This is a genomic window from Flavobacterium sp., from assembly GCF_039595935.1.
GTDB lineage: Bacteria > Bacteroidota > Bacteroidia > Flavobacteriales > Flavobacteriaceae > Flavobacterium.
In genome coordinates this window covers 1,456,242-1,473,522 of the sequence record NZ_JBCNKR010000006.1, presented here as the reverse complement: position 1 = coordinate 1,473,522, position 17,281 = coordinate 1,456,242, and the positions used below count along the sequence as shown (strand labels likewise).

17 protein-coding genes are annotated in these 17,281 nt (G+C 33.6%); 4 read left to right on the top strand and 13 right to left on the bottom strand.

What is annotated here, in order from left to right:
• Window positions 1-19 precede the first annotated feature (19 nt).
• The 8 genes from ABDW27_RS16220 to ABDW27_RS16185 all read right to left on the bottom strand — a co-directional run bounded on the left by ABDW27_RS16220 (window position 20) and on the right by ABDW27_RS16185 (window position 8,287).
• Complete coding sequence (locus ABDW27_RS16220; RefSeq protein ID WP_343696841.1) at window positions 20-385, bottom strand: four helix bundle protein; 366 nt, start codon at window positions 383-385, stop codon at window positions 20-22.
• Window positions 386-443: 58 nt separating this feature from the next.
• Complete coding sequence (gene murD / locus ABDW27_RS16215; RefSeq protein ID WP_343696840.1) at window positions 444-1,775, bottom strand: UDP-N-acetylmuramoyl-L-alanine--D-glutamate ligase; 1,332 nt, start codon at window positions 1,773-1,775, stop codon at window positions 444-446.
• The gene (gene mraY / locus ABDW27_RS16210) at window positions 1,776-3,008 is read right to left on the bottom strand and encodes a phospho-N-acetylmuramoyl-pentapeptide-transferase (RefSeq protein WP_343696839.1); all 1,233 of its coding nucleotides are present in this window, start codon (window positions 3,006-3,008) and stop codon (window positions 1,776-1,778) included.
• A gap of 96 nt (window positions 3,009-3,104) precedes the next feature.
• Window positions 3,105-4,568 carry a UDP-N-acetylmuramoyl-L-alanyl-D-glutamate--2,6-diaminopimelate ligase gene (locus ABDW27_RS16205; RefSeq protein WP_343696838.1) on the bottom strand — a complete coding sequence of 488 codons (1,464 nt, stop codon included), beginning with the start codon at window positions 4,566-4,568 and terminating at the stop codon, window positions 3,105-3,107.
• The gene (locus tag ABDW27_RS16200) at window positions 4,565-6,574 is read right to left on the bottom strand and encodes a penicillin-binding protein (protein ID WP_343696837.1); all 2,010 of its coding nucleotides are present in this window, start codon (window positions 6,572-6,574) and stop codon (window positions 4,565-4,567) included. Before ABDW27_RS16200 ends, ABDW27_RS16205 begins: the two co-directional genes overlap by 4 nt.
• A complete protein-coding gene (locus ABDW27_RS16195) occupies window positions 6,565-6,912 on the bottom strand; it encodes an FtsL-like putative cell division protein (RefSeq protein WP_343696836.1) in 348 nt (115 codons plus the stop codon). The genes ABDW27_RS16200 and ABDW27_RS16195 overlap by 10 nt, the downstream gene beginning before the upstream one ends.
• 18 nt (window positions 6,913-6,930) lie before the next feature.
• Window positions 6,931-7,839 (bottom strand): 16S rRNA (cytosine(1402)-N(4))-methyltransferase RsmH, encoded by a 909-nt coding sequence (gene rsmH, locus ABDW27_RS16190; RefSeq protein ID WP_343696835.1) that lies wholly within the window; start codon window positions 7,837-7,839, stop codon window positions 6,931-6,933.
• Window positions 7,814-8,287 carry a division/cell wall cluster transcriptional repressor MraZ gene (locus ABDW27_RS16185; RefSeq protein WP_343696834.1) on the bottom strand — a complete coding sequence of 158 codons (474 nt, stop codon included), beginning with the start codon at window positions 8,285-8,287 and terminating at the stop codon, window positions 7,814-7,816. Before ABDW27_RS16185 ends, rsmH begins: the two co-directional genes overlap by 26 nt.
• A gap of 378 nt (window positions 8,288-8,665) precedes the next feature.
• Between ABDW27_RS16185 and ABDW27_RS16180 the strand changes: the two genes are divergently transcribed.
• Together ABDW27_RS16180 and yihA are read left to right on the top strand one after the other, a co-directional pair.
• Window positions 8,666-9,430, top strand: a complete 765-nt coding sequence (locus ABDW27_RS16180; RefSeq protein ID WP_343696833.1) for an alpha/beta hydrolase — start codon at window positions 8,666-8,668, stop codon at window positions 9,428-9,430.
• 42 nt (window positions 9,431-9,472) lie between these two features.
• Window positions 9,473-10,093 (top strand): ribosome biogenesis GTP-binding protein YihA/YsxC, encoded by a 621-nt coding sequence (gene yihA, locus ABDW27_RS16175; RefSeq protein WP_343696832.1) that lies wholly within the window; start codon window positions 9,473-9,475, stop codon window positions 10,091-10,093.
• 168 nt (window positions 10,094-10,261) lie between these two features.
• Here yihA and gldC read toward each other — a convergent pair whose 3' ends face one another.
• On the bottom strand, window positions 10,262-10,597 hold the full coding sequence (gene gldC / locus ABDW27_RS16170; RefSeq protein ID WP_343696831.1) for a gliding motility protein GldC: 336 nt from the start codon (window positions 10,595-10,597) through the stop codon (window positions 10,262-10,264).
• Window positions 10,597-11,550 (bottom strand): gliding motility lipoprotein GldB, encoded by a 954-nt coding sequence (gene gldB / locus ABDW27_RS16165; RefSeq protein ID WP_343696830.1) that lies wholly within the window; start codon window positions 11,548-11,550, stop codon window positions 10,597-10,599. The genes gldC and gldB overlap by 1 nt, the downstream gene beginning before the upstream one ends.
• 102 nt (window positions 11,551-11,652) lie before the next feature.
• On the opposite strand from gldB, the gene nadE reads away from it, so the two are divergent.
• Both nadE and ABDW27_RS16155 read left to right on the top strand, forming a co-directional pair.
• On the top strand, window positions 11,653-12,459 hold the full coding sequence (gene nadE, locus ABDW27_RS16160; protein ID WP_343696829.1) for an NAD(+) synthase: 807 nt from the start codon (window positions 11,653-11,655) through the stop codon (window positions 12,457-12,459).
• A 92-nt stretch (window positions 12,460-12,551) separates the two neighbouring features.
• A complete protein-coding gene (locus tag ABDW27_RS16155) occupies window positions 12,552-13,181 on the top strand; it encodes a response regulator transcription factor (RefSeq protein ID WP_121362197.1) in 630 nt (209 codons plus the stop codon).
• A gap of 90 nt (window positions 13,182-13,271) precedes the next feature.
• Here the strand turns inward: ABDW27_RS16155 and dnaG are convergent, their stop codons facing one another.
• The 3 genes from dnaG to ABDW27_RS16140 form a co-directional block, all read right to left on the bottom strand.
• Window positions 13,272-15,341 (bottom strand): DNA primase, encoded by a 2,070-nt coding sequence (dnaG, locus tag ABDW27_RS16150; RefSeq protein WP_343696828.1) that lies wholly within the window; start codon window positions 15,339-15,341, stop codon window positions 13,272-13,274.
• A 119-nt stretch (window positions 15,342-15,460) separates the two neighbouring features.
• Window positions 15,461-16,489, bottom strand: a complete 1,029-nt coding sequence (locus ABDW27_RS16145; RefSeq protein ID WP_343696827.1) for a hypothetical protein — start codon at window positions 16,487-16,489, stop codon at window positions 15,461-15,463.
• Window positions 16,490-16,736: 247 nt separating this feature from the next.
• Window positions 16,737-17,276: a hypothetical protein gene (locus tag ABDW27_RS16140; RefSeq protein ID WP_343696826.1), complete on the bottom strand. Its 540-nt coding sequence runs from the start codon at window positions 17,274-17,276 to the stop codon at window positions 16,737-16,739.
• Between the last annotated feature and the right edge of the window lie 5 nt (window positions 17,277-17,281).

The window sequence follows — 17,281 nt, the reverse complement described above, 5'->3', positions numbered from 1 at the left end:
TTCTTCCTAAACCTTTAAACTAATTTTTACTATTTATCCTGTTGTTTACTGTTTTTAAACTACTTACAAAAATGGCAGTCAGTTCATTTCCTTCTTTCCAAATTATTTCTAATTCAGATTTTGCAATCCACATTTTTTCTTTTATAATTTCTAACCAAAACAAAGTTTCATCTGCTTCTTCTAAAACAATATTCATTTTAGCTACAAATTCTCTATCGCTTCTGGCTCTGCATACTGCTCTGTAATTTGCTCCAACAGATGTTCCACTTCTTACTATTTGATTAGTAATTGATCTAATCACATTTGTATTTGGCATTTTCTCCGCCAATTCAATTATCATTAATGAGAACTTTTTGGTTCTCACCTTCATTTCATCCGTCGTCATAATCAAAAAGAACTTTTTAAGTTCAAAGATTGAACAATCTAAAATCTAAAATCTAAAATTATAAATTATGCACTGCTTGTTTAAATTGTTTTCCTCTGTCTTCGTAGTTTTCGAATAAATCGAAACTTGCGCAGGCTGGAGATAATAAAACTGCATCGCCTTTTTCTGTTAATCTTTGAGCTGTTTTTACAGCGTCGTTCATGTTGTTTACTTCAACCATAATGTCTACTACGGCTCCAAAAGCATCAATAATTTTACGGTTATCGATTCCCAAGCAAATGATTGCTTTTACTTTTTCACGAACCAATGGCATTAATTCGTTGTAATCGTTTCCTTTATCAACTCCACCAACAATCCAAACTGTTGGAACATTCATACTATCTAGAGCAAAAAAAGTAGCGTTTACATTTGTTGCTTTTGAATCGTTGATATATTGTACATTCTGGATTTTTAATACTTTTTCTAAACGGTGTTCAACACCTTGAAAATTAGATAAACTTTCACGAATCGTTGCATTTCTAATTTGCATCAGTTTTGCTACAGAGCTTGCTGCCATTGCGTTTTTCATATTATGTTTTCCTTCTAACGCAATGTGTTCTGTATCCATTGTAAACTCTTCTTGGTTGATCTTTATTTCCATTTTATTGTTATTTATAGAAGCTCCTTCGTCAAATGATTTTGTCAATGAAAAAGGAATTAATTTTGCTTTTGTTTTGTTGTTTTTTAACCATTCTGTGCTTGCCTCATCGTCTGCATCGTAAATGAGATAATCACTTTCGGTTTGGTTCATCGTTATTCGGAACTTCGAATTGATATAATTTTCATATTTATATTCATATCGATCTAAATGATCCGGACTGATATTGGTTATGATTGCTATATCCGGCCTATAATCTATTATTCCGTCTAACTGAAAACTGCTTAATTCAAGAACGTATGCGTCGTATTTATTTTCGGCTACCTGCCAGGCAAAACTCTTTCCTATATTTCCTCCCAAGCCTACATTGAGTCCGGCCGATTTAAGCAAATGATGCGTCAACATTGTTGTTGTTGTTTTACCGTTACTTCCTGTAATTCCAATGGTCAATGCTTCTGTGAAAGGCTTTGCAAATTCAATTTCCGAAATCACTTTTATTCCCGCTGCAACTAGTTTTTTTACTATCGGAGACTTGTCCGGAATTCCGGGGCTTTTCATCACAACATCAGCATTTAGAATTAAATCTTCAGTATGCTGTTCTTCTTCCCAGGCAATTTTATTAATGATAAGAACTTCTTTATAGCTTTCTTTTATCTTTCCAAAATCCGACACAAAAACATCGTATCCCTGCTTTTTTCCCAGGATCGCGGTTCCAACACCGCTTTCTCCTCCTCCAAGTACTACTAGCCTCATCTATCTTAGTTTTAATGTAACAATTGATAAAATGGCTAACATTACGGCAACAATCCAAAAACGGGTCACAATTTTACTTTCGTGATATCCTTTTTTCTGATAGTGATGATGAAGCGGCGACATCAGGAAAATTCTTCTTCCTTCGCCAAAACGCTTTTTAGTGTATTTAAAATAACTTACCTGAATAATTACCGAAGCACTTTCGGCAAGGAAGATTCCACAGAATAAAACGATTAATATTTCTTTACGAACTGCAATCGCTAAAACAGCGATGATTCCGCCAATTGTCAAACTTCCTGTATCTCCCATAAATACAGATGCCGGAAATGAATTGTACCAAAGAAATCCAATTAACGCTCCAACAAATGCTGATATAAAGACAGTCATTTCTCCCGAATTGGGTATGTACATTATATTGAGGTAATTTGAGAAAATGATGTTACCGGAAACAAACGTAAATATTCCGAGTGCGAGGACCGAAATTGCAGAAGTTCCTGCCGCGAGTCCGTCAATTCCGTCTGTTAAATTAGCTCCGTTTGAAACTGCTGTGATAATAAAAATCACAACCGGAATAAATACTAACCAAGCCCATTTCTCATATCCATCTCCCATAAAAGACAATACTTCGGCATAATCAAATTCGTTGTTTTTTACGAAAGGAATTGTAGTTGCTGTAGACTTTTCTTCAACTCCAGCAGGTACAATAACAGTCGAGTTTACAGCAGTTTTAAACACATCTGTACGACCTGTATCTGTTCTTACTGTAACGGCAGGATTAAAATAAAGAACTGCTCCAACAATGATCCCAAGACCAACTTGACCAATAACTTTAAAAATTCCTTTTAATCCTTGTTTATCTTTTTTGAATATTTTGATATAATCGTCTACAAAACCAATCGTTCCCATCCATAAAGTAGTTACAATTAGCAATACGATATAAATGTTATGCAGCCTCGCAAACAACAAAACCGGAATTAATGTGGCAAAAATGATAATTAAACCTCCCATTGTTGGTGTACCGGCTTTTTCATTTTGACCTGCAAGACCCAATTCACGCACCGTTTCTCCTACTTGCTGACGGCGCAAAAAGTTAATTACTCTTTTACCATAAATTGTTGACAAAAGCAATGAAAGCATAAATGCCAATGCCGATCTAAATGTGATGTATTGGAAAACCCCCGTTCCAGGAAGGTCCAATGTTTTGTCAAAATATTCAAATAAATAGTACAGCATATTTTTCTATTTTTTTAAATTCCAATCTCAAATTAAATTCCAATTTTTTAAAAACCCAAAATCTAAAGTTTATTGGGATTTGGAATTTCCTCTTTATTATTTATTTAGTTGATCTAAAATTTCTTTTACTGTTTCCATATCGTCAAAATGATGGCGAACACCATTTATTTCCTGATAGGTTTCATGTCCTTTTCCTGCAATCAGAATAATATCATTTGGCTGAGCCAATTGACAAGCGGTTTTAATAGCTTGTTTTCGATCTGTAATTCTTAATATCTTTTTATAATTATGAGCTTCTACACCTTGTTCCATTTCATCTAAAATCACTTCCGGATCTTCGTTTCTTGGATTATCTGATGTTAAAATTGCTTTATCACTAAGATCTGTTGCAATTTTTGCCATAATTGGTCTTTTTGTTTTGTCTCTGTTTCCGCCGCAGCCTACAACTGTAATCAATTGTTCGTTTTTTGTACGGATATCATTTATCGTTTTTAAAACATTTTCTAAAGCATCAGGAGTATGTGCATAATCTACAACAGCTGTAATTCCACCATCTGATACGATATATTGAAAACGACCTGAAACACTTTCTAAATCAGACAATAAACGCAACGCCTCAAGGCTATCCAGTCCTAACTCAACAGCTGTTCCGTAAATTGCTAAAACATTGTAAGCATTAAAAGTACCAATCAGTTTCACCCAAACTTCGTTATCATTAATTTTTAATAATAAACCCGATAATTGGCTTTCTAAAATTGTAGCTTTAAAATCAGCATACGATTTCAGAGCATACGTAAACTTTCTTGCCACAGTATTTTGAAGCATTACAGTTCCGTTTTTATCATCAATATTTGATAACGCAAAAGCCGTTTTTGGCAGCGAATCAAAAAATGATTTTTTTACATCTCTGTATTCAGCAAAAGTGGCATGGTAATCTAAATGATCGTGCGAAAGATTCGTAAAAATTCCGCCCACAAAATGCAAAGCTTCTGTACGTTTTTGATGGATTCCGTGTGAACTTACCTCCATAAAACAATGCGTAACTCCAGCTTCGATCATTTCATTTAAATAATGATTAATGGTAATTGAATCTGGTGTTGTGTGCGTTGCCGGATACTCTGTTTCATCAACCATTATTTTTACAGTTGATAATAACCCCACTTTAAATCCTGCTTTTTTAAACAACTGAAATAACAATGATGCTATAGTTGTTTTTCCGTTTGTTCCTGTTACTCCAACTAATTTTAGTTTTGCAGAAGGATCTCCAAAATAATTAGCCGCCATAAAAGCAAGCGCCGCATTAGTATCTTTTACCTGAATATAAGTAACCTCTTTCTGAATATTTTCAGGAAGTGTATCACAAATAATAGCTTTTGCACCAAGTTGAATCGCTTTTTCTATATAATCGTGTCCATCAGAAAGCGAACCTCTGATTGCCACGAAAATATCATTTGCTTCTACTTTTCGTGAATCAAATTCTATTTTTTGGATATTGATATCTGTTGAACCAGTTACAGATTCAATAGCCACTTTATATAATATGTCTTTTAGTATTTTCACGATAATTCTAATACTATAGTTGTGTTTTTAATAATACTCTGACCAGCCTGAATTGACTGATTTTTTACTTTCCCTACTCCATTTACTTTTACTTTTAAACCTAAATTTTCCAGTAAAGCAATGGCATCCATTCCCGGCATTCCTTTTAAATTAGGAATTTGATTTAATTTTTTGTTTGATTCTTTATCAAACTTATCATAACTGATTTCTTGTTTTGGAATCTTAGAATCCAGTTGTTTTATTTTATTTGTTGATGGCGCATCTGTAAATATTTTTTGGGCAATTCTTTTAAAAACCGGCCCTGCCACGTCTGCTCCGTAATAATTATTTTTTGATGTATTTGGTTTATGTACCACTACAATACATGAATATTTTGGATGATCTGCCGGAAAATATCCTACGAATGAAGACGCATAATACAATGCTGATTTCCCTTCTTTTCCTCCATAATTCATCTGAGCTGTTCCTGTTTTTCCTGCCATCGAAAAATCTTTCGAATACAATTTAGATGCTGTTCCTTTTTTAACTACATTCAATAAAACTGCTCTAATTTTTTTAAGCGTTTCAGGCGAACAAATTCTCGGATTAATAACTTCTGTATCAAATTTTTTAATGGTTTTATTCCATTCTTTAACTTCTGATACAAATTGCGGCTTCACCATTACACCATTATTAGCAACTGAATTGTAAAATGCCAGTGTCTGCATTGGTGTAACTGAAACTTCGTATCCAAAAGCCATCCAAGGGAGTGAAGTTCCTGACCAGCTTTTATCTCCCGGATGCGGGATAATCGGCCTACCTTCTCCTTTAAAATGTAATCCTAAAGTTTTATCTAAACCAAAATTTTTAATATGATTTACAAATTTTGACGGGTTGCTTTTGTAATTATTATAAACTGCCTGAACCATTACAGTATTTGACGAAAGTTCGAATCCGCGTGCTAATGAAACTTTCCCATAGCCCCCATTATGCGAATCACGAACAGATCTTCCGTAATATTTAACAACACCGCCGTGGCTGTCATAAACCGTACTTGTATCTGCTACTTTATCTTCTAAAATGGCCATTAAATCGACTAGTTTAAAAGTCGATCCCGGTTCGTGAGATTCAGCAATGGCATAATTTGTTGTTTCGTAATATGATCCGTCTTCTGCTCTTCCTAAATTAGAAATGGCTTTTACGTAACCTGTTTCTGTTTCCATAACTACAACGCAGCCGTGATCTGCTTCGTAATCTTCTAATTGTTTTAAAAGAGCGTGGTGCGCAATATCCTGAATAAAAACATCAATTGTAGAAATTACATCGTAACCGTCAATTGGATCTACTTCGTTTACATCACGAATGGGTTTCCATTGTCCTTTTGCAATTTTTTGCTTTAAAATTTTACCGTCTTTTCCGTTTAGGTAACTTTTAAAAGCCCACTCTATTCCTTTTCCTACTTCTATTCCTGTAGCTGGATCGATACGATCGTAACCAATGGTTCTTTCTGCAATTTTACCAATTGGGTGTTTTCTAACTGTCTCTTGCTCAACGATAATTCCGCCTTTAAAAGCTCCTAATTTGAATAATGGAAATCCTTTGATTTTCATGTATTCTGTATAGCTTAAATTGCGGGCGATTAAATAATATCGATTTTTATTTGTTCTCGCTTTTCTTAATTCTTTTTCGTAATAACCAGATGGTCTGTCTAAAACTGTTTCTAAAGAATCAGACAATTGTTTTACATATTTTTCAAAAGTTTCTTGCTTTGGCGCTTTTGCATCAAAACGAATCTCATAATTTGGAATTGATGTTGCCAGTAAACTTCCATCTGCTGAATAAATATTTCCTTTATTGGCCGGAATTACAAAATTTCTAACTGTACGCTGTTTTGCCAGTTGTCTGTAATGATCTCCTTCAACCCATTGAATATTAGTTAATTTAACGACAATAGCAATTGCCATCAAAAAGATGAAAATTGCTACGAGGTAAATTCTGTAGGATATATGTTTATCGTCTACTGCCATATTCTTTTAAAGAAACTTTTTTCTTCTTCTTTTTTAACTTCTATTTTTATTGGTGGAACTGTCGATGGAAAAATTTGTTTTTCCTGCATCTTATCTGATATCGTTGATTCCATTTTTAATTTCATCAGTTCAGAGCGTCGGTCTACAAATTCAGATCTGAGCTCTTTTACTTCATTATTTAATTTTGCGATTTCAAAAACCTTTTGCTCGTATCGCTGTGTATTTGCAATCATTAAAATCGCCAGCAGAATTATAAAAACAATAAACCGCCAGTTTTTTACTGCATCATCGTTTATTAAAAATCTTGCTTTTAATATGCTAAATACTCCGCTTTTCATTTTTTCTACCTATATATATTATAGCTTCTCAGCAATTCTCAATTTGGCACTTCTTGCTCTATTGTTGATTTTGATTTCTTCGTCGTCCGGAACAATCAGTTTTCCAATAGTTTTAAACGGTACTGAATAGTTTCCGTAAAAATCTCTTTCTGGTTCACCTTCAAACATTCCGTTTTTAATAAATCTTTTTACCAGTCTGTCTTCAAGAGAATGATATGATATTACTGAAAATCTTCCTCCTGGTTTCAAAATTTCAAGAGACTGTTCAATAAATTCTTTCAAAACATCCATTTCCTGATTTACCTCAATTCGAATGGCCTGATAAATCTGAGCCAATATTTTATTTCGAACTTTCTCCGGTAAATATCTTTTTAAAACTTCTTTCAGTTCATCTGTCGTTTTGATTGGGTAATCTCTTCTTGCTTCAACAATTGTTCTTGCCAAAACCGGTGCGTTTTTCAACTCCCCATAATCAAAAAAAACACGACGTAAATCCTGTTCTTCATATTCGTTAACTACACGAAAGGCATTCAAATCATTTTTCTGACTCATCCGCATATCGAGTTCAGCATCAAATCGGGTTGAAAAACCTCTTTCAGGAACATCAAACTGATGTGATGAAACCCCTAAATCTGCCAGAATTCCGTCAACCGCTTTTACACCGTGAAAACGAAGAAACCTTTTTATGAATCTAAAATTCTCATTAATCAGCGTAAATCTTTCGTCTGGCAGTGCATTTGCCAATGCATCTTCGTCCTGATCAAAAGCAAACAGCTTTCCGTTTGGCCCTAATCGTCTCAAAATTTCTTTTGAGTGTCCGCCGCCGCCAAACGTAACATCTACATAAATGCCGTCTGGTTTAATATCTAAACCATCAACCGTTGGATGAAGTAAAACCGGATTATGATATTCCATTGTCGTCGTCATTAATATTTCCCATTACTTCCTCGGCTAAATCAGCAAAATCCATATCTTCGCCGCTTATTGATTTTTCATATAAATCTTTATCCCAAATTTCCACAATATTAACCGCAGATGAGAATACAACATCTTTAGAAATACCTGAAAAAGTCACCAAATCTTTTGGAACAAGCAATCTTCCTAATGCATCAATCTCTACCACTTTTACGCCGGCAGTAAATCTGCGAATGAAATCATTGTTCTTCTTCACAAAACGGTTCAACTTGTTAATTTTCGCCATCATCAAATTCCATTCATCCATTGGATACAATTCAAGACATTGTTGAAAAACAGAGCGCTTCAGGACAAAACCGTCCTGAAGAGAGGTCGCCAGCTGCTTTTTTAAAGGTGCAGGTATCATTAACCGCCCTTTTGCATCGACTTTACACTCGTATGTCCCTACAATTGAATTCAAGAAAAACTACTTAACATGTTATACAGCAAAAATATAAAAAAAATTACCACATATTACCACTAAATACCACTTTGTTAATAAGTTTAACCACTTTTCTACCACCTTGTTTAATTATAACCAAATCAATACTTTAGATATTAATCAGTTCGAAGATCAATTCTTTTAACAATTACGAAAAATAAATAGTATTTTCCTTAAAAAAGTAATTATTATGCAATGAATTTAACATATTCATAATGTAGTAAAAAACATTCTAAAACCTGATTTTTAACCACTTATAAGTTCTACTAAAATTATGTAGTTAAAAAATCGCAGCAAAAATTCATTTTTATTTATTAAACCCTATATTTGTCGAAATTGAAATTGGCATAAAACTAGATGGACAAAAACTACAAAAAAGAAGGCAAATACAGCTATTTTGAAGCTGGCGAAGGAACTCCAATTGTTATTTTACATGGATTAATGGGAGGTCTTAGTAACTTTGATGGTGTAGCGCAATATTTCCCAGCGAAAGGATACAAAGTTGTAATCCCGGACTTGCCAATATACACTCAAAGCATTTTAAAAACAAACGTAAAAAGTTTTGCGAAATACGTAAAAGACTTTATCACTTACAAAGGATTTGACAAGGTTATTCTTCTAGGAAACTCTCTTGGAGGACACATTGCTTTGTACCATACAAAACTTTATCCAGAAAAAGTTGCCGGACTTGTAATTACAGGAAGTTCTGGACTTTACGAAAGCGCAATGGGAGACAGCTATCCAAGAAGAGGCGATTACGAATACATCAAAACAAAAGCTGAAGCTGTATTTTATGACCCAAAAATTGCAACTCCGGATCTTATCGACGAAGTGTATGCAACGGCAAATGATCGTATCAAATTAATTAAAACGCTGACTATTGCCAAAAGTGCAATTCGTCATAATATGGCAAAAGATTTACCAAAAATGACAGTTGAAACCTGTATTATTTGGGGTAAAAATGATACTGTAACACCCCCAAATGTTGCTGAAGAATTTAATACTTTATTGCCAAATTCAACTTTGTATTGGATTGACAAATGTGGACATGCTGCTATGATGGAACATCCTCAGGAATTTAATGAAATTCTTGAAAAATGGCTTACCGAAAAGAATTTATAGCATCTAACTTTTGATATTTGAGGTTTTAAAACCCGAAAAAACATGAAAATTAATACCGCCGAATTTATTGTCAGTAATTCTGATGCATCAAAATGCCCGAAAGATTTTCTTCCGGAATATGCATTTATAGGCAGATCCAACGTTGGTAAATCATCATTAATAAATATGATTACCAATAATAAAAACTTAGCCAAAACATCGGCAAAACCGGGAAAAACACAATTGATAAATCATTTTAAAATCAATAATAACTGGTTTTTGGTCGATTTACCGGGTTATGGTTATGCTAAAGTTTCAAAAAAAACAAAATCAGTCTTCCAACAGTTCATTACTGATTATTTTGAAAACAGAGAACAATTAGTGTGCGCTTTTGTTTTGATTGATATTCGTCATGAAGCTCAAAAAATTGACATTGAATTCATGTCATATATGGGCGAAAGCGAAATTCCGTTTTGTATTATTTTTACCAAAGCAGATAAAATCAGTAAAGGAAAAATTGACTCCCATATTGCCGCTTATCGCAAACAAATGTTTGCCAACAATTGGGCCGAAATGCCTCAGTATTTTGTAACCTCATCTACAGAATCAATCGGAAAAGAAGAACTTTTGTCTTATATAGACGAAGTAAATCAGGAAGTTTTTAAAAATAACTCGGAATTTTAGAGTTAAATTTCCAATGCTTCAAATTCCAAATCCCAAGGTAAAAATCAAATTTTAAAATATAAAAAATCCCAAATTCCATTTTAAATTGGAGTTTGGGATTTTTTTATAAATATTCATTCTCAAATATTGGAATTTGGAATTTTTATTTATTTTGAAATTTAAAAAAACTTACTTCGCAAGTTCCAGTTTTTCTGCAAAGTAATCACAGAAGTCCTTCATTGTATCCGACATTTTTTCGTCATCTGTTGCTCGTTTAAAAGTATCAGCCATAGCCACTAAAGTTTGGTGAAAGAAAACTTTCATTTCATCTACAGGCATATCTTTTGTCCACAAATCAATACGCATTGTTTCCTGCGCTTTACTGTCCCATATTGACAACATGATCGCTTTTGCTTCTTCTTCGGCAACACCGCCATCTTGAGCGCTCCATGTTAATTTTTCCGGAACACGGTTTTCGTCTAATTCAACGTTGAATTTAATTTCTGATTTTATAGTATTTGACATTATTTCTTAGGTTTATATTTTGACTTTTCGAAAATTTCTTTTGCGTTTACTTTTAATAATTCCGACAGCGATACATTGTTATTCTTCATGTACGAACGAACAATCTGCCAGCCTATCCAGGCCCCAACCCTTCCCGGAGAATCATTATCTATTTCTAAATAAAATTTAGAGAATGGAGCAGGTGCTATAAATCGGGTTGTAAGTTTAGGATCTAAACTATACAACATTTCATTTTCAAGAAAATATCGCCACATATAGCTTTCATTTTCTTCACACCATTTTATTTGTTCGGGCGTATATCCCATTTTTTCTGCATCTGTATAATTTGGCAAAAGCAAATCTTTTGCATACAGCTGTTTCCCTTCAAAAATCATTTGTGAAACTAAATTTTTATCAGGAAAAGCCGGGATGTTTCTGTATGTAAAACTCGAAACCACATCCGGCATAATTTGTCTTTCTTCAAAATTGTATTTTATATAATTAGGAAACTCATAAAACTTATGATCTTTGCCTAAATACAACTCCAAAGCAACCACAACCAGACTGTCTGCATAAATTGCCTTTGCATTATAGTCCATTTCTCCAATTACAGTAACTACTTTTGGAGTTTTAGTTTTTGGGAAATAATATTTTACGTGTTTAAAAAGTTCATTGAATTCTTCGCGAACAGGCTCAAAGTTGCTGTATTTTTTTTGTACTTCTTCGTAGACTTCTCTCCAAATTGGCTCTTTCATTTTTTGAAGCCAGATATTATCATCATTTCCAGGAAAAAAGTATGGATATTGTTTTTTTAATTTAGAAAGATCTTCAGGTTTGGTTTCAAAAAACGCTTTATCAAAGCGTTCAACTTTAATATCAACCGGAATTTCTTCTACTTCTTTTTCAACCTTTGTTTTTTGGTCACAAGACAAAAAAAACAAGCACAGAACCACTACAAAGCGATACATTTTCATTTTATTTTATTTAGATTTGTGTTGCTGGATTTTTAGGTATTTTTTTACTTAAAAAAATAATTCTGCAAATATACATCCCTCCATCTTAAAACTTGAACTATTATGGCTAAAAAAAGCACAATTCAGACAGAAAAAGTAAATACACATATTGTTGAATGGTTAAAAAACTATGCGGCTAATGCAAAAGTAAATGGTTTTGTAATCGGAATCTCAGGTGGAATTGACTCAGCAGTGACTTCTACCTTGTGTGCGCAGACCGGTTTGCAAGTTTTATGCGTTGAAATGCCGATACATCAAGCTGAAAGTCAGGTATCAAGAGGAAGAGAACATATTGAGCAGCTAAAAAAACGTTTTTCAAATGTCTCAAGTGTTAAGACTGATTTAACTGACACTTTTGAGGCTTTTAAAGCAGCTGTGCCTACTTCAAAAGATTCAACAAAAGTTAATTTATCGCTAGCCAACACAAGAGCACGATTAAGAATGACTTCTTTATACTATCTAGCTGGAATTCACGGGCTTTTAGTGGCCGGAACAGGGAATAAGGTAGAAGATTTCGGTGTAGGATTCTACACAAAATATGGTGATGGAGGTGTCGACTTAAGTCCAATTGCCGATTTAATGAAATCTGATGTTTATGCTTTAGGAGAGTATTTAACAGTTCCGGAATCAATTTTAACAGCTGCTCCAACTGACGGACTTTTTGGAGATAACAGAACCGATGAAGATCAATTAGGCGCTAGTTATGACGAACTTGAATGGGCAATGATTGCCGCAGAGTCAGGAAAATCAGCAGATGACTTTAATGGGAGAGAAAAATCTGTCTTTGAAATTTATAAAAGATTAAACACCAGCAACAAGCATAAAATGGAAGCAATACCCGTTTGTTTGATCCCAAAAACGTTAAAATAATTTTTTTAACATTTGTCAATAATTAATTACAGAATTTATTTATTAATTTTACAGCTCCAAAAACATGATAACAATTCTAAAAAGGTAAAATTATGATTAAAGTATGTCTTGCAGACAATCATCCTGTGACTCACTTTGGCGTTAAGTCTTATTTCAAAGACCACGATCAAATTTCAATTGTTGCCAACGTAGGCAATTTTTCAATGGTTAGAGATATTCTTCAAACGAAGGAGATCGATATTCTAATCTTAGATTTAGAATTAGAAGGTCTTTCAAGTATCTTCGAAGTAAAATCAATCTTGAAAAATTTCCCAAAGACAAAAATTGTAATTTTCAGTGACCTAGCTGAGCAAATGTATGCTCCAAATGCTATTAAAGCTGGAGTATCTGGGTATGTACACAAAACAGAAAAACTTGAAACTTTAGGTCTTTCTATTATTAAAGTACACGAAGGAAAAATTATCATCAACGAAACAGTTCGCAAAAACATGGCCCTTATTGCTAAACAAAGCAAGAGCGAACGTTTGTACAGAAAACTTTCTAACCGTGAAATCGAGGTTTTACGTTATTTAAGTGATGGTAAGAAAAACAACGAGATTTCTAAAATCTTAAGTCTGAACGAAAAAACGATCAGTACTTACAAACTAAGATTATTAACGAAATTAAACGTTACTAACTTAGTTGACTTAGTTAACAAAGCTAAAACTTTAGAAATTATCTAATTAATTTGATGGGAATTTGATTTGCTTGGGCAGAATCATCAACCATAAAAAAAGCTCTATATTGTTAATCAGTATAGAGCTTTTTGATTTTTACCCGCCATGGTAAGGCACTACTACCCTTCCGAGCTTTTTAGAGAAATTATTCAATAGTTTCGAATAATCAACCACCATCGATAACAATTCTGAATTATCTTCCTGAGGATCTGTAATCAGTGTGTTTTTCAATTCATGAATCAGTTTTGAAACCAAAAACCATCTCATGGAAAAAATTGTATCAGAAACATTTTGCTCAATAGTTACGTTTTTATGTTTCGGATAAATATTTTGTCCTTCCCAATTATGAATGGTTACTTTTTCGTCTTCCATCAGAATATTGGTTACTTCCTGAGCAAATTCAGGCTGTAAATGCATTAGATATTTATCTAAACTAAACGTTTCATTTTGATTATAAAAATCAATTAATCCATTAAAAATATTCTGAAATAATTGATTTGATAGTTCTACCTCGTCTTCCTGCAGACTTAGATAAATTTTCTCGTAAACCTTATATTTTCTTTTTTCAGAAACCTCTTTTACATTCCCTTCTTCATCTGCTTTTAAGAAAACATCTTCAAAGTCTTCTAAAACATTTCCGTACAACAATAGTATTTCGATAATCTTTCTTTCGAAACCGTATAAAATATCTACTTTTTCAGGTCCTTGCTGATGTCCCATATCACCAGGATAATAATCCTCGGGCGGCCCGGTTCGCGGATCTTCCGGATCTCCTCCTGAATAATTGGCTTGTTTTGAAGGCTGGTTTCTAACAACCTCAAAAGGTTTTTGTTCCTGTTTTTGTCTTTTATTTGCTTCAGAAAGATCTTTTTGAATCAGCTGTGCCAGCGTACTTACTAAAACTTGTTCAGAAATATCCATAATTCGGGCACATTCCTGAATATAAACTTCGCGCTGAATTCTGTCCGGTATTTTCGAAATACTGGCAACCATATCTCGGATTAAATCGGCTTTTTTTATAGGATCGTTTTTGGCTTCTCCCATCAAAATAGAAGCTTTAAACTGTATAAAATCTTTACTGTTTTCTTCTAAATACCGCACTAAATCGTCATGCGAATTTTTTCTGGCAAAACTATCCGGATCTTCTCCATCGGGGAAAGCACAAACTCTAACGTTCATTCCTTCTTCCAGAATTAAATCGATACCTCGAATAGAAGCACGAAGTCCGGCAGCATCTCCATCAAAAAGTACGGTAATATTTCGCGTTAAACGATTTACTAATCGGATTTGATCTGGTGTTAAAGCTGTTCCCGAAGAAGCAACTACATTTTCGATTCCGGCCTGATTAAACTGAATTACATCGGTGTAACCTTCAACGAGATAACAATTATTTTGTTTGGCTATAGCCTGCTTTGCCTGAAAAATTCCGTAAAGTACTCTGCTTTTATGGTAAATATCACTTTCTGGTGAATTGAGGTATTTTGCTGCTTTTTTATCGTTGGTTAAAATACGTCCTCCAAAACCCAAAACACGTCCCGACATACTGTGAATAGGGAACATTACACGCCCTTTAAAACGGTCAAAAGGACGATCTTCTCTCGCAATGGTTAAACCTGTGCTTTCCAGAAATTCCAGCTTATATCCTTTTCCCAGAGCTTCTTTTGTTAAAGCATCCCAGGTTTCAGGAGAATATCCTAAAGCAAATTTTTTGATGGTTTCATTTGTAAATCCTCTTTCTTTAAAGTAAGATAAACCAATTGCTTTTCCTTCTTCAGAATTAATTAAAACATCCTGAAAATACTTCGCCGCAAATTCTGAAACCAGATACATACTTTCACGAACATCTGTTATGGCTTTTTCAGCCTCTGTCTGCTCGGTTTCCTCAATTTCGATATTGTATTTTTTAGCTAAATAACGAATAGCTTCGGGATATGTAAAATGGGAATGTTCCATCAAAAAGGCAACGGAATTTCCTCCTTTTCCGGAACTAAAATCTTTCCAGATACCTTTTGCAGGAGATACCATAAAAGAAGGCGAGCGCTCATCTGAAAACGGGCTTAATCCTTTAAAGTTACTTCCTGCACGCTTTAAATTAACAAAATCGCCAATAACCTCCTCTACTCGAGCAGTTTCAAAAACGGCGTCTATGGTACTTTGTGAAATCAAAACGTTAGATTATTTTTTAAAAATTAGAGCCTGTAAAAGTACACAAATCAAACCTGAATTTACAAAAAAAAGTGCCTCTTTCGAAGCACTTTTTCTACTTACTAAACTCAACTTTATTTTTAATTTAAATCGAAACGTAATCCTAAAGAAATATTATTCTCTTTCACTAAATTATCCTGAAACAACGGATTCAGATCGTATTTAAGATACAAACTCACATCTCTGTAACCAATGTAAGAACTCAAACCGTAAATAAAATTATTTACATTATAATCGCCTTTTATTCTCGTTTTGTATTTTAAATCATCTTCTTCAAACTTCAAAATTTGCTTTGATTTTACGTTGATTCCGGCATAACCACCCACTCCAAAACGAAAACTTTTATGTGTTTTAAAATAGGTTTTCCCATTTTTTTCTATCGGTCTTGTAAAATCAAATTCTAAATGTACCGGAAGCACCAAATACACATTTCTAAAACGAGATTCTGTTAAATGTACCGGATTTACTTCAAGGTCTGTCTGATCGCCGTTTACAACAAAACTTCTGTTATCTGTTGCTCGAATGTTATTATACATTAATGAAAGTCCGTATTTTGCATGAAGCAGATTGTCGTTTTTCATTAATCTTGAATTATAGGTAAAACCCCATTCGTAGAAATGCGAGCCTATAAAACTATAATTTGAATCCTGTAGTTTTCCGTCGACCATAGTGTTGTTTAAACCCATCGCAAACACAAACTGCGATGTTGTTCTTTTTTCGCCATGAATAGAATCTTTATGCTGTTTTGGAGATTTCCAGCGAATCATATACACTCTCGAAGAATCTTCTTTGATTTTTCCGTCGACTTTTTTCTGCACTAAATCGTTTAGTTCGTTTTGAGCCAAAGTAATTTTCTCTTCCATAATTACTGCTCTAGCTTCTGCCAATTCTTTTTTACGCTTATCGGCCTGTTCCTGTGTAATTTTTCCTTCTGATAACTGAACATTTACTGCTTCAACTTCTTCCTTTAAAGCTTCTTTTTCTTCTTTTGTAATCTTCTCAATTTTATTGGCTATTCTTTTTGTTTCAGATTCGAAAGTTTCTTGTCCCAGAACTTTGCTTACAAATAAGAAAACGAGGATTACGAGGTAAATGGTAAAATTTTTCATGATTGATTTTTTTTATTGATTGTGATTGATGATATTTTTTAATTGTGAATGGTTAATTGTGAATGGTTAATTGTGAATGGTTAATTGTGAATTCTATCTCCCCCCGGATTAAAATCCGGCGCTACGATATGGATCGTTCCTTCGGAACTTTAAATCTATATTTTTTATTCTTGCTCTCTTTTTTCTTTCTTCTTTCTTCTTGCTTCTTACTTCCTGCTTCCTGCTTCCTGCTTCTAAAAATCTAGCCTTACTCCTGCTGATTTCTATTCGCTAAAGCAACTTTTACCGTTTGGTAGTTTTTATTGACTTTTGTGATTACTTTTTCCCGAAACGAAAGTTCAAGTTCACCATCGACCTGATTAAGCAAATCGGCTGCATTTACTCTTACTTTTGCTTTTTTTACCGGATTTTCTGCTAAAACTTTATTCTCGGCCGTTTCTAATAATTGGTCTACATTTTCTTTTTTAGAATTTTCGGCAACTGCACTTTGATTGTTGATTGATTGTTTTTCCTGATTATTGATGATTGAAGACTCCTCTATTTGATTTGATTCATTTTTACTAGTTTTATTTAGTGTTTGATTAAAGTTGTTTTCTTTTTTATTTGATTTTTGATTTGAAGTTTCTGTCAAAGCTTTTTCAACAATTACTGTTTCAGCCTGAACTGAATCAGCTTTATTTAAGATTGGTTTTGTAACAGAATTTGTTTTAATATTTTCTTCGATTACAACACTTTTAACAACTTCAACTGAATTTTTCTTTTGATTGAAAAAGAAAGTTCCAACCAATAAAA

Bases quoted from the DNA above. Each gene is read 5' to 3' on its own strand.
- ABDW27_RS16220 (WP_343696841.1), bottom strand. From the start codon at position 385: ATGACGACGGATGAAATGAAGGTGAGAACCAAAAAGTTCTCATTAATG.
- murD (WP_343696840.1), bottom strand. From the start codon at position 1,775: ATGAGGCTAGTAGTACTTGGAGGAGGAGAAAGCGGTGTTGGAACCGCG.
- mraY (WP_343696839.1), bottom strand. From the start codon at position 3,008: ATGCTGTACTATTTATTTGAATATTTTGACAAAACATTGGACCTTCCT.
- ABDW27_RS16200 (WP_343696837.1), bottom strand. From the start codon at position 6,574: ATGGCAGTAGACGATAAACATATATCCTACAGAATTTACCTCGTAGCA.
- ABDW27_RS16195 (WP_343696836.1), bottom strand. From the start codon at position 6,912: ATGAAAAGCGGAGTATTTAGCATATTAAAAGCAAGATTTTTAATAAAC.
- rsmH (WP_343696835.1), bottom strand. From the start codon at position 7,839: ATGACGACGACAATGGAATATCATAATCCGGTTTTACTTCATCCAACG.
- ABDW27_RS16180 (WP_343696833.1), top strand. From the start codon at position 8,666: ATGGACAAAAACTACAAAAAAGAAGGCAAATACAGCTATTTTGAAGCT.
- yihA (WP_343696832.1), top strand. From the start codon at position 9,473: ATGAAAATTAATACCGCCGAATTTATTGTCAGTAATTCTGATGCATCA.
- gldC (WP_343696831.1), bottom strand. From the start codon at position 10,597: ATGTCAAATACTATAAAATCAGAAATTAAATTCAACGTTGAATTAGAC.
- gldB (WP_343696830.1), bottom strand. From the start codon at position 11,550: ATGAAAATGTATCGCTTTGTAGTGGTTCTGTGCTTGTTTTTTTTGTCT.
- nadE (WP_343696829.1), top strand. From the start codon at position 11,653: ATGGCTAAAAAAAGCACAATTCAGACAGAAAAAGTAAATACACATATT.
- ABDW27_RS16155 (WP_121362197.1), top strand. From the start codon at position 12,552: ATGATTAAAGTATGTCTTGCAGACAATCATCCTGTGACTCACTTTGGC.
- ABDW27_RS16145 (WP_343696827.1), bottom strand. From the start codon at position 16,489: ATGAAAAATTTTACCATTTACCTCGTAATCCTCGTTTTCTTATTTGTA.